This is a genomic window from Pseudomonas sp. RHF3.3-3, assembly GCF_048069595.1.
Lineage (GTDB): Bacteria > Pseudomonadota > Gammaproteobacteria > Pseudomonadales > Pseudomonadaceae > Aquipseudomonas > Aquipseudomonas fuscovaginae_B.
In genome coordinates, this window is record NZ_CP182250.1 from 6,104,981 (window position 1) to 6,117,081 (window position 12,101).

Here is a 12,101-nt window from a genome sequence, read left to right on the forward strand (position 1 = left end):
GGGAGATCATCTTCGCGGGCAAGCCACGCTCCTACACGGGCGCGCCGTTTATCGAACAGATGTACGGCACAACCCTGTAGGAGCCGGACTTGCCCGCGAATGGGCCCGCAAGATCCCCCAAAACGCCTCAGAACTCTCCGACACCTCCCGTTCCCTTGCGCACCTCCAATCCCCAGTCCCCGCTGCTGTAGCTTGAGATCTTCTCAATATCTCGGAAGCCGCGAGGATGACGCACCGCTACAAAGCCAAGAACCTGCGCACCGGCCGCTATTCCGAACCCGGTCGGATCTACCTGCTGACTGCCGTACTGTCCGACCGCGAACCTCTGTTCAGCAAGTTCCACCTGGGCCGCCTGCTGGTACGGAGCTTCAGGACCGCGCAGGAAGAACACGCGTCCCTTTCCCTGGCCTGGGTGGTGATGCCGGACCATTTTCACTGGCTGGTCGAACTGCAGAAGGCCAGTCTCGGTGAGCTGATGGGCAAGACCAAATCCCGCACGGCGTTGGCGGTAAACCGGCGAATGCAGAGAGCCGGAGCGCTCTGGCAGAAAGGTTTTCATGACCGGGCGTTGCGTCGGGAGGAAGATTTGCGAGCGGCGGCACGCTATATCGTGGCTAATCCGTTGCGGGCGGGGTTGGTGGAGCGGATTGGGGATTATCCGCTTTGGGATGCCGTCTGGCTTTAATCTTGTAGTGGATTTGAGGACGCATTCGCGGGCAAGCCCGGCTGCTACAGGATTGTGTCGTGCCCCGTCCTGTGAACGACCATACAGGGTTGTGCCGTGCACCCGCCCTGTGAACGACCATACAGGGTTGTGCCATGCACCCGTCCTGTGAACGACGAAGCACTGTAGGAGCGTGGCTTGCCCGCGAAAGCGATCTGAAGGCCCATGAAAAAGCCCGCGACCAATCGCTCGGTCGCGGGCTTTTCAGTTGCCGGCGAGGCTTAGATCGCGCCGCGCTGACGCAGCAGATCCAGCACCTGCTTGACGCTGTCTTCCAGCGACAGGGCCTGGGTGTCGATCACCAGGTCGGCATTGAGCGGCACATCGTACGGGAAGGACTCGCCGGGGATGTTGTCGCCACCGGCCGCGTACAGGCCTTGTGGATCACGCTCGCGGCAGACCAGCGGCGAAGCCTGGACGTAGACGGTGACCAGGCGCTCGCCGCCGATCAGAGCCTTGGCCTGTTCACGGCCTTCGGCATCCGGCGCGACGAAGGCGGCCAGGGTCAGCAGGCCGGCTTCGTTGAACTGGCGCGCCACGTGGGCGGCACGGCGCCAATTTTCGGTACGGCCGGCACGGTCCTGCGGCAGTCCCTTGTTCAGGTCGTGGCGCAGGTTCTGGCCATCCAGGACGAACACCGCACGGCCCATGTCGAACAGCTTGCGCTCCACGGCATAGGCCAGGGTGCTCTTGCCCGCGCCGGAAAGGCCGGTGAACAGCACGGTCGCCGGTTGCTGGCCGAAACGCTGGGCACGCTCTTCGGTCGCGACATGGGCCAGCTTGCCATGGTGGGTGGCACTGCCATGGGCCAGCGGCTGGGCGACGATCATGCCGGCGCCGACGGTGCCGTTGGTCAGGCGGTCGATGACGATGAACGCCCCGGTGGTGCGGTTGCTGTCGTAACCATCCAGAGCGATCGGTGCATCCAGGGCGATCTTGACCTTGCCGATCTCGTTCAGTTGCAGGGCACTGGCCGAGCCTTCTTCCAGGGTGTTCACATCGACCCGGTGGACGATGCTGGCAATCGAGCCCGGCACGTAGCTGGTGGCGCGCTTGATGTCGTATTTCTTGCCCGGCAGCATCGGCTCCTCGGCCATCCAGACCAGCATGGCCTCGAAGCTGTCGGTCACTGGCGGCACGTTGTCGGCATGCACCAGCAGGTCGCCACGGGAGATGTCGATCTCGTCTTCCATGGTCAGGGTGATGGCCTGGCCGGGACCCGCATGCTCCAGTTCGCCCTCGTAGGTGACGATGGACTTCACGCGGCTGCTCTTGCCCGACGGCAGGACCACGACCTCGTCGCCCTTCTTCACGATGCCGCTGGCCAGGGTGCCGGCGAAACCACGGAAGTTCAGGTTCGGCCGGTTGACGTACTGCACCGGGAAACGCAGGTCGGTGAGGTTGCGGTCGCCCGCCACTTCCACGGTCTCGAGGATTTCCATCAGCGACTGGCCGGTGTACCACGGCGAACGCTCGCTGCGGTTCACCACGTTGTCGCCCTTGAGCGCCGACATCGGCACGAAGTGCATGCTCGACGGCTTCATCTTCAGGCCTTCGGCGAACTTCAGGTAGTCGGCCTTGATCGACTCGAACACGCCCTGGTCGAAGTCCTTGAGGTCCATCTTGTTGATGGCGACGACGATGTGCTTGATGCCCAGCAGGGAGGCGATGAAGCTGTGGCGACGGGTCTGGGTCTGCACGCCGTAGCGGGCATCGACCAGGATGATCGCCAGGTCACAGGTGGAGGCACCGGTGGCCATGTTGCGGGTGTACTGCTCATGGCCGGGGGTGTCGGCGATGATGAACTTGCGCTTGGCGGTGGAGAAATAGCGGTAGGCCACATCGATGGTGATGCCCTGTTCGCGCTCGGCCTGCAGGCCGTCGACCAGCAGCGCCAGGTCGACGTCCTCACCGGTGGTGCCGACTTTCTTCGAATCGCGGGTGATGGCTTCCAGATGGTCTTCGTAGATCATCTTGGAGTCGTGCAGCAGGCGCCCGATCAGGGTGCTCTTGCCGTCATCGACATTGCCGCAGGTCAGGAAGCGCAGCAGTTCTTTACGTTCGTGCTGGCCCAGGTAGGCGAGGATGTCCTCGCTGATCAGATCGGATTGGTGCGACATGCTTAGACCCTAATTAGAAATAGCCCTGACGTTTCTTGTCTTCCATGGAACCGGCGCCATCGTGGTCGATGACCCGGCCCTGGCGCTCGGAAGTACGCGTCAGGAGCATTTCCTGAATGATGTCCGTGAGGGTTTCGGCCTCGGACTCCACCGCGCCCGTCAACGGGTAGCAGCCAAGGGTACGGAAACGCACCTTCTTCTTGACGATACGGGCCTTTTCCTCGTCGCTGAGGTGCTCGAGGATACGCTCGTCGTCGATCATGATCAGGGTGCCGTTCTTCTCGATGACTTCACGCTCGGCGGCGAAGTACAGCGGCACGATCGGGATGCCTTCGAGGTAGATGTATTGCCAGATGTCCAGCTCGGTCCAGTTCGACAACGGGAAGACACGGATCGACTCGCCCTTGTTGACCTTGCCGTTGTAGACGTTCCACAGCTCCGGACGCTGGTTCTTCGGATCCCAGCGGTGCTTGCTGTCGCGGAAGGAATACACGCGCTCCTTGGCGCGGGACTTCTCTTCGTCACGACGGGCGCCGCCGAAGGCCGCGTCGAAGCCATGCTTGTCCAGCGCCTGCTTGAGGCCCTGGGTCTTCATGATGTCGGTGTGCTTGGAGCTGCCGTGGGTAAACGGGTTGATGCCCTGCGCCACCCCTTCCGGGTTGACGTGGGTGATCAGGTCCAGGCCCATTTCCGCGACCATGCGATCACGGAACTTGTACATCTCCTGGAATTTCCACTGGGTGTCGACATGCATCACCGGAAACGGCAACTTGCCGGGGAAAAACGCCTTGCGGGCCAGGTGCAGCATTACGGCGGAATCTTTGCCGATGGAGTACAGCATCACCGGGTTGTCGAACTCGGCGGCCACCTCGCGGATGATGTGGATGCTTTCCGCCTCCAGCTGTTTCAGATGCGTCAGTTTGTCGACCATGGCTACTCACGAAAAGCGTTCTTGTGGACGGCCTGCGGGCCGTGTTCGAGCCAGGCATGCTAGCACAGCGACCTATTCTATTGATTAGGCCGGATAGATCGAAACGATATAAGAATATATCGCCTCGTTTGGCTGCCGTCCCTTTTCCGCAGGCCCGCCCGGCGGGCTCATATCGGGTTCGGGCAGTCGATGAACAGGTGTTCCAGGGCGAAGCGCCGTGCCAGGTAATCGCCCAGGGCCTGGACGCCATAACGCTCGGTCGCATGATGGCCGGCGGCGATGAAGCTGATGCCGTTCTCCCGGGCGCTGTGGAAGGTCTGCTCGGACGCCTCGCCGCTCAGGTACAGGTCGACCCCGGCCAGCACCGCCTGGTCGATATAGCCCTGGCCACCACCGGTGCACCAGCCGACCCGGCGGATCATCTCGTTGCCCTCGATCAGCAGCGGCTCACGCCCCAGCACGCCCTGGACCTTGTGGGCGAAGTCGCGCGGGGTCATCGGCTCGCCGAGGGAGCCGACCAGGCCGACCACTTTGGGATTCTCTGGGTCCAGCGGACCCTCGACGGTGATATCCAGCTGGCGGGCAAGCTGCACGTTGTTGCCGACTTCCGGGTGCAGATCCAGCGGCAGGTGGTAGGCCAGCAGACTGGTATCGTGCTTGAGCAGGGTTTTCAGCCGGCGCTGCTTCATCCCCACGACACAAGGGTCCTCGCCCTTCCAGAAGTAGCCATGATGCACCAGCACCAGATCGGCCTCGGCCTCCACCGCCGCATCGAGCAGCGCCTGGCTGGCGGTGACGCCGCTGACGATCCGACAGACCTGCGGCCGACCCTCCACCTGCAGGCCGTTGGGGCAGTAATCGGCGATTCGCGAAATACCGAGAAAGCGGTTCGCCTCCTCGACCAGGGTACTCAGGGCAACGGCCATAAAAACTCCTCAATATCCCATCCAGAGGCGCTCGCAGCCTCGTATAATGCGCGACATTATGGGCCGTCCCGGATGGCCTGCAACCTCCCAGGACGTGTTCAATGCTCAAGGCTCTGCGTTTTTTCGGCTGGCCGCTGGTGGTCGGCGTGCTGGCCGCTTTGCTGATTATCCAGCGTTACCCCCAGTGGGTCGGCCTGCCTGACCTGGATGTGAACCTGCAACAGGCCCCGCAGACCGCGACCATCCAGCAGGGTCCGGTGTCCTATGCCGATGCGGTGAACCTTGCTGCGCCGGCGGTGGCCAACCTGTACACCACCAAGATGGTCAACAAGAACAGCCATCCGCTGTTCGAAGACCCGCAGTTCCGGCGTTTCTTCGGCGACAACCTGCCCAAGCAGAAGCGCATGGAGTCCAGCCTGGGTTCGGCGGTGATCATGAGCAAGAGCGGTTACCTGCTGACCAACAACCACGTGACCGCCGGCGCCGACCAGATCGTCGTGGCGCTCAAGGACGGTCGCGAGACCCTGGCACGGGTGATCGGCAGCGATCCGGAAACCGACCTGGCGGTACTCAAGATCGACCTGCCGGACCTGCCATCGATCACCATCGGCAGCTCGGACAAGATCCGCATCGGCGACATCGCGCTGGCCATCGGCAACCCCTTCGGTGTCGGCCAGACCACCACCATGGGCATCATCAGCGCCACCGGGCGCAACCAGCTGGGCCTGAACAACTACGAAGACTTCATACAGACCGACGCGGCGATCAACCCCGGCAACTCCGGCGGCGCGCTGATCGATGCCAATGGCAACCTGACCGGAATCAACACGGCGATCTTCTCTAAATCCGGCGGCTCCCAGGGCATCGGCTTCGCGATCCCGATCAATCTGGCGGTCGAGGTGATGAAGGCGATCATCGAGCACGGCCAGGTGATCCGTGGCTGGCTGGGTATCGAAGTGCAGCCGCTGACCCAGGAACTGGCGGAGTCGTTCGGCCTCAGTGGACGTCCGGGCATCGTCGTGGCGGGTATTTTCCGTGACGGGCCGGCGCAGCGGGCCGGCCTGCAGCTGGGTGACGTGATCCTCAGTATCGACGGCGAACCGGCCAATGACGGGCGCAAGTCGATGAACCAGGTAGCGCGGATCAAACCGACCGACAAGGTGGCGATCCAGGTGCTGCGCAATGGCAAGGAGCTCAAGCTGACGGCAGAGATCGGCTTGCGTCCGCCACAGCAGACGGCGCCACAAGAAGAGGAATAGGCAAAGACGCCTGCCACCTGAGGGAGCGGCGTTCCATGGCAGTCCATTCTGTGGGAGCCGGATTTATCCGCGAAGCCTTTTAGCGTTCCTCAAGGACCCTTTCGCGGATAAATCCGACGCCCCCATAAATCATGCCGCCGCTCCCTCTATACGGCTACAAAGGATCAGGCGATCAAAGCTCGCCCAGAGCCTCGATCAGCGCCTGGTTCTGCTCCGGTGTACCGATGGTGATCCGCAGGAACTGAGCGATACGCTCCTGCTTGAAGTGACGCACGATCACCCCCTGTTCCCGTACCTTCGCTGCCAGTGCCGCGGCGTCGTGCTGCGGGTGCCGGGCGAAGATGAAGTTCGCCGCCGACGGTAGCACCTCGAACCCCTTGGCCTGCAGTTGCGCCACCAGCCGCTCACGGCTTTCGATGACCTGGCGACAGGTCTGCTCGAAATACGCCCGGTCCTCGAACGCCGCCGCCGCGCCGGCAATCGCCATGCGATCGAGCGGATAGGAGTTGAAGCTGTTCTTGACCCGCTCCAGCGCCTCGATCAGGTCCGGATGCCCGACCGCCAGGCCGACCCGCAGCCCCGCCAGGGAGCGCGACTTGGACAGGGTCTGGGTCACCAGCAGGTTCGGATAACGATCGATCAGGCGGATGGCCGTCTCGCCACCGAAGTCGATGTAGGCCTCATCGACCACCACCACCGAATCCGGGCTGCTCTGGAGAATCTGCTCCACCGCGTCCAGCGCCAGCAGGCAGCCGGTTGGCGCGTTCGGGTTGGGGAAGATGATCCCGCCGTTGGGCCGGGCATAGTCGGCCACGCGGATCTGGAACTGCTCGTCCAGCGCCAGCGCCTCGAAGTCGATCCCGTACAGGCCGCAGTAGACCGGATAGAAGCTGTAGCTGATATCCGGGAACAGCAGCGGCCGATCCTGCTGGAACAGGCCGTGGAAGATATGGGCCAGGACTTCGTCGGAACCGTTGCCGAGGAACACCTGGCTGGTCTGCACGCCGTAGTACTCGGCCACGGCCTGCTTGAGTCGGTCGCCGTTGGGGTCGGGATACAGGCGCAGGTTGTCGTTGACCTCGGCCTGCATCGCCGCCAGGGCCTTGGGCGACGGGCCGTAGGGGTTTTCGTTGGTATTGAGCTTGACCAGCTTGGTCAGCTTGGGCTGCTCACCCGGCACGTAGGGCACCAGGTCCTTGACGAATTTGCTCCAGAACTTGCTCATGCTTGTTTCCCCTTATTCCTGGTCTTCGGCGACGATCCGGTATTCCGCGCTGCGGGCATGGGCGCTCAACGACTCGCCGCGGGCTAGTACTGAAGCGGTCTTGCCCAATTCGGACGCACCCTGTTCGGAACAGAAGATGATCGACGAACGTTTCTGGAAGTCGTAGACCCCCAGCGGCGACGAGAAGCGCGCGGTGCCGGAGGTCGGCAGCACGTGGTTGGGACCGGCGCAGTAGTCCCCCAGGGCCTCTGAGGTATGACGGCCCATGAAGATCGCGCCGGCGTGGCGGATCTGCGGCAGCCAGGCCTGCGGGTCGGCAACCGACAGCTCCAGGTGTTCCGGCGCGATACGGTTGGCGACCTCGATCGCCTGTTGCATGTCGCGTACCTGGATCAACGCGCCGCGACCATTGATCGAGGTCTCGATGATCGGTGCACGGTCCATGGTCGGCAGCAGCTTGTCAATGCTCGCCGCGACACGGTCGAGGAACGCCGCATCGGGGCTGACCAGAATGGCTTGGGCATCTTCATCGTGCTCGGCCTGGGAGAACAGGTCCATGGCGATCCAGTCCGGATCGGTCTGGCCGTCACAGACCACCAGGATCTCCGAAGGACCGGCGATCATGTCGATGCCGACCTGGCCGAAGACATGGCGCTTGGCGGTGGCCACATAGATGTTGCCGGGGCCAACCACCTTGTCGACCTGCGGCACGCTCTCGGTACCGTAGGCCAGCGCCGCGACCGCCTGGGCGCCACCGATGGTGAACACCCGGTCGACACCGGCGACGCAGGCCGCCGCCAGGACCAGTTCGTTGACCTCGCCACGCGGGGTCGGCACCACCATCACCACCTCACCGACGCCGGCGACCTTGGCCGGAATCGCGTTCATCAACACCGAGGATGGGTAGGATGCCTTGCCGCCGGGCACGTACAGGCCGGCGCGATCCAGCGGCGTGACCTTCTGGCCCAGCACCGTGCCATCGGCCTCGGTGTAGCTCCAGGAGTCCTGTTTCTGCCGTTCGTGATAGCTGCGCACACGGGCGGCGGCCTTTTCCAGGGCTTCGCGCTGGGCCTGGGTGATGCGGGTCAGGGCCAGTTCCAGGCGCTCGCGCGGCAGGATCAGGTCGGCCATCGAGGCCGCCTCCAGGCCATCGAAGCGCTGGGTGAACTCGACCACGGCGGCATCGCCGCGCTCGCGCACCGCCTTGATGATATCCAGCACCCGCTGGTTGACCGAGTCATCGGACACGCTTTCCCAGCTCAGCAGATGATCCAGATGATGGGCGAAATCGGGATCGGCAGCGTTGAGTCGGCGAATGGCGGTGGACGTAGTCATAGCGAGGGCCTCAATAATTGGCGAATGCTTGGGAACAGCAAGTCTCAGGCGCCCGGTGGGCGCTGACGCTCAATAGCGATCACGCGCCCCAGACTACCAAGCCATCCGCGTGGGCACCTGAGAATTCCGGCTATGACACGGATAGATGGGCGCGGCTCAGGGCCGCGCATGTGTGTCAGCTACGGTGTCGCGACTCCACTGCCTTGCGCAGGGTGTCGATCAGGGACTGGATACGGGCGTGCTGCATCTTCATCGAGGCCTTGTTCACCACCAGGCGGGAGCTGATGGTCGCAATCAGTTCCTGGGGTTCCAGGCCGTTGGCCCGCAGGGTGTTGCCGGTGTCGACGACGTCGATGATCTTGTCGGCCAGGCCGATCAGCGGCGCCAGCTCCATCGAGCCATACAGCTTGATGATATCGACCTGACGGCCCTGCTCGGCGTAGTAGCGCTTGGCGACATTGACGAACTTGGTCGCCACCCGCAGCCGGCCCTTGGGCTCGACCGCACCGACGGCGCCAGCGGTCATCAGCTTGCAGCGGGCGATCTGCAGGTCCAGCGGCTCGTACAGTCCCTGGCCGCCGTACTCCATCAGCACATCCTTGCCGGCGACGCCGAGGTCGGCTGCACCATGCTCGACATAGGTCGGCACGTCGGTGGCACGAACGATCAGCAGGCGGACATCCTCCTGGGTCGTCGGAATGATCAGCTTGCGGCTCTTGTCCGGATTCTCGGTGGGCACGATACCCGCCTCGGCGAGCAACGGCAGGGTATCGTCGAGGATACGGCCCTTGGACAGTGCAATGGTCAGCATGGGGAAACCTAGGTCCTTCAATTCAGGATATTGCAACACTCTAACAGACCGAAGCGCATTCCCTGTAGGAGCCGGCTCGCTGGCGATCGCGATGGGTCAGTGACACACCGCGATCGCCAGCAAGCCGGCTCCAGCCAGGGCGGAGCCGGACCGTCACCCGCAATGGCTAGCCCGGAACGCGACGGATCTTGGCACCCAGCATCTGCAGCTTCTCTTCGATGCACTCGTAGCCACGGTCGATGTGGTAGATCCGGTCGATCAGGGTGTCGCCTTCGGCGGCCAGCGCCGAAATCACCAGGCTGGCCGACGCCCGCAGGTCGGTGGCCATGACCGGAGCACCCTTGAGGACTTCAGTGCCGGTGACGATCGCGGTGTTACCCTCGACCTGGATCCTGGCACCCATGCGGTGCAGTTCGTACACGTGCATGAAGCGGTTTTCGAAGATGGTCTCGATCACCGCGCCAGTGCCTTCGGCAATCGCGTTGAGGGAGATGAACTGGGCCTGCATGTCGGTCGGGAACGCCGGATACGGCGCGGTGCGCACGTTGACCGCCTTCGGCCGCTTGCCATGCATGTTCAGCTCGATCCAGTCCTCGCCGGTGGTGATGACCGCGCCGGATTCCTTGAGCTTTTCCAGGACCGCTTCGAGGATGGTCGGATCGGTATCCTTGACCTTGACCCGGCCACCGGTGACAGCGGCCGCCACCAGGTAGGTGCCGGTCTCGATGCGGTCAGGCATGACCTTGTAGTTCGCCGAATGCAGGCGCTCGACACCGTCGATGGTGATGGTGTCGGAGCCGGCGCCGGAAATCTTCGCGCCCATGGCATTGAGGAAGTTCGCCAGGTCGACCACTTCCGGTTCGCGCGCGGCGTTCTGCAGCACGCTGCGACCGCGGGCCAGGGCCGCGGCCATCATGATGTTCTCGGTACCGGTCACGGAGACGGTATCGAAGAAGAAGTTCGCGCCACGCAGGCCGCCTTCCGGCGCCTTGGCCTTGATGTAGCCGCCCTCGACGTCGATCACCGCGCCCATGGCTTCCAGGCCGCGGATGTGCAGGTCGACCGGACGCGAGCCGATGGCGCAGCCGCCCGGCAGGGCCACTTCGGCCTGACCGAAACGGGCAACCATCGGGCCCAGTACCAGGATCGACGCACGCATTGTCTTCACCAGCTCGTACGGCGCCACCAGGGTCTTGATGGTGCGCGGATCGATTTCCACGGCAAGCTTTTCGTCGATCACAGGCTCGATGCCCATGCGCCCGAACAGCTCGATCATGGTGGTGATGTCGTGCAGGTGCGGCAGGTTGGCCACGGTGACCGGGCCATCGCACAGCAAGGTGGCAGCCAGAATCGGCAGGGCGGAGTTCTTTGCCCCGGAGATGCGGATTTCGCCATCAAGACGAACGCCGCCGGTAATAATCAGTTTATCCATAGGAATCTCGACGCCAATTCAGGCTCAGGTGCGCTCGGCCCAGGCCGCGCTGCTGAAAAATTTCATGGTGACCGCATGGATGCTGCCATCGGCGATCCATGGGTTCAAATGCGCATAGATGCTCTGCTGACGCTTTACCGGGCTCAAGGCCGCCAGTTCGTCACTGATCACATTCAACTGGAAGTTGCAGCCCTGGCCCTCAACTTCAACCTGGGTTCCTGGCAGCTTTTCTTCAAGGAAGCTTTTTACTTCGGTGGCCTGCATGCTCAACCTCGATCGGCGCCCAACGCGCGCGGGTCGGTCATGATACAAAAAAGCCCCGCGCCTGCGAACCCCGCATGAGCAGGACTCTGACGGGGGGCTTCGAGCCTTGCGCCAATTATTGAACGCCCAGCAGTTCCGTCAGTTCGGAAACCTCGGCGATTTCGCGCATTTCCCGGGACATGCCCCGGATGCTGAAGGACTTGCCAAGCCTGGCCGCATCGCGCATGAAGGCCAGCAGCAGGGCCAGGCCGACGCTGCTGGACTTCTCCACCGCCGAACAATCGACCACCAGCGCCGCGGCGTCGCTCGACTCGATCAGCACCTGCCCCTGCTTGCGCAAGGCCGCGCCGGTACTGTAGTCGAGCACGCCGGCCAGGTGCAGTTCACCCGCCTCACCCAGGCGAATGCTGGCCTCACTCACCGCCGCTATCCTTCTGCGGGTTCTTCTCGGATTCGGCCTTGGCCTTCTCCACCTCACCCGCCCAGCCGTCGATGGTCTTGTCCAGGTTGTTGCCGTTGCGCTGCATCGCGTCAGCGAACTGGTCACGGAACAGCTTGCCGATGTTGATGCCGTTGATGATCACGTTGCGCAGTTTCCATTCGCCGTTGATCTTCTCAAGGGTGTAGGAAACCGGATAGATCGCGCCGTTGTTGCCCTTGACAGTCATGCCGACGCTGGTGCGGTCACCCGACTCGTCCTTGGGCGCATCGACGGTGATGCCCTGGTTGTTGTACTCGAGCAGCGCGTTTCCATAGAACTGGAACAGGCCACGCTTGAAGTTTTCCTGGAAGCGGGCCATCTGCTCGGGCGTTGCCTTGCGCGAGTACTTGACGGTCATGATGCTCTTGGAAATGCCTTCGGCGTCCACCACCGGGCCGACAATGGCGTTCAGCGAGTTGTAGAAGTCACCCGGGTTCTGCTTGTACTTCTCCCGGTTCGCCGCGAGATCGGCGAGCATCTTGTTGGTGGTGTCCTGCACCAGGTCGTGGGCAGAAGGAGCCGCCACGGCATTGCCCATCAGCGGCAACGCCGCAAGCAATACCAGCAGGCTACGGCGCAAGATAGAGATCATG

12 protein-coding genes are annotated in these 12,101 nt (G+C 63.1%); 2 read left to right on the plus strand and 10 right to left on the minus strand.

Annotated elements, in window-relative coordinates; translation table 11 throughout:
* The first annotated feature begins 226 nt into the window (after positions 1-226).
* Positions 227-685, plus strand: coding sequence for an REP-associated tyrosine transposase (locus tag ACMGT0_RS26800; RefSeq protein ID WP_416770498.1), 459 nt, complete (start codon positions 227-229; stop codon positions 683-685).
* A 260-nt stretch (positions 686-945) separates the two neighbouring features.
* Here ACMGT0_RS26800 and cysN read toward each other — a convergent pair whose 3' ends face one another.
* The 3 genes from cysN to ACMGT0_RS26815 form a co-directional block, all read right to left on the minus strand.
* The gene (gene cysN, locus ACMGT0_RS26805; protein ID WP_054058981.1) at positions 946-2,844 is read right to left on the minus strand and encodes a sulfate adenylyltransferase subunit CysN; all 1,899 of its coding nucleotides are present in this window, start codon (positions 2,842-2,844) and stop codon (positions 946-948) included.
* A 13-nt stretch (positions 2,845-2,857) separates the two neighbouring features.
* Positions 2,858-3,775, minus strand: coding sequence for a sulfate adenylyltransferase subunit CysD (gene cysD / locus ACMGT0_RS26810; protein WP_017904285.1), 918 nt, complete (start codon positions 3,773-3,775; stop codon positions 2,858-2,860).
* A 167-nt stretch (positions 3,776-3,942) separates the two neighbouring features.
* Complete coding sequence (locus ACMGT0_RS26815) at positions 3,943-4,701, minus strand: Nif3-like dinuclear metal center hexameric protein (RefSeq protein ID WP_054058980.1); 759 nt, start codon at positions 4,699-4,701, stop codon at positions 3,943-3,945.
* Positions 4,702-4,802: 101 nt separating this feature from the next.
* Here ACMGT0_RS26815 and algW point away from each other — a divergent pair, with 101 nt between their 5' ends.
* Positions 4,803-5,960 carry a Do family serine endopeptidase AlgW gene (gene algW / locus ACMGT0_RS26820; protein ID WP_054058979.1) on the plus strand — a complete coding sequence of 386 codons (1,158 nt, stop codon included), beginning with the start codon at positions 4,803-4,805 and terminating at the stop codon, positions 5,958-5,960.
* A 172-nt stretch (positions 5,961-6,132) separates the two neighbouring features.
* On the opposite strand, the gene hisC is transcribed toward algW, so the two are convergent.
* The 7 genes from hisC to ACMGT0_RS26855 form a co-directional block, all read right to left on the minus strand.
* Positions 6,133-7,185 carry a histidinol-phosphate transaminase gene (hisC, locus tag ACMGT0_RS26825; protein ID WP_054061741.1) on the minus strand — a complete coding sequence of 351 codons (1,053 nt, stop codon included), beginning with the start codon at positions 7,183-7,185 and terminating at the stop codon, positions 6,133-6,135.
* A 12-nt stretch (positions 7,186-7,197) separates the two neighbouring features.
* Positions 7,198-8,520, minus strand: a complete 1,323-nt coding sequence (gene hisD / locus ACMGT0_RS26830; protein WP_054058977.1) for a histidinol dehydrogenase — start codon at positions 8,518-8,520, stop codon at positions 7,198-7,200.
* Between the two features lie 175 nt (positions 8,521-8,695).
* Positions 8,696-9,331 (minus strand): ATP phosphoribosyltransferase, encoded by a 636-nt coding sequence (gene hisG, locus ACMGT0_RS26835; RefSeq protein WP_054058976.1) that lies wholly within the window; start codon positions 9,329-9,331, stop codon positions 8,696-8,698.
* Between the two features lie 166 nt (positions 9,332-9,497).
* The gene (gene murA, locus ACMGT0_RS26840) at positions 9,498-10,763 is read right to left on the minus strand and encodes a UDP-N-acetylglucosamine 1-carboxyvinyltransferase (protein ID WP_054061742.1); all 1,266 of its coding nucleotides are present in this window, start codon (positions 10,761-10,763) and stop codon (positions 9,498-9,500) included.
* 24 nt (positions 10,764-10,787) lie between these two features.
* On the minus strand, positions 10,788-11,027 hold the full coding sequence (locus ACMGT0_RS26845; RefSeq protein ID WP_017904292.1) for a BolA family protein: 240 nt from the start codon (positions 11,025-11,027) through the stop codon (positions 10,788-10,790).
* 115 nt (positions 11,028-11,142) lie between these two features.
* Positions 11,143-11,448, minus strand: a complete 306-nt coding sequence (locus tag ACMGT0_RS26850) for an STAS domain-containing protein (RefSeq protein WP_416770500.1) — start codon at positions 11,446-11,448, stop codon at positions 11,143-11,145.
* Positions 11,441-12,100 (minus strand): MlaC/ttg2D family ABC transporter substrate-binding protein, encoded by a 660-nt coding sequence (locus tag ACMGT0_RS26855; RefSeq protein WP_054058973.1) that lies wholly within the window; start codon positions 12,098-12,100, stop codon positions 11,441-11,443. Before ACMGT0_RS26855 ends, ACMGT0_RS26850 begins: the two co-directional genes overlap by 8 nt.
* Between the last annotated feature and the right edge of the window lies 1 nt (position 12,101).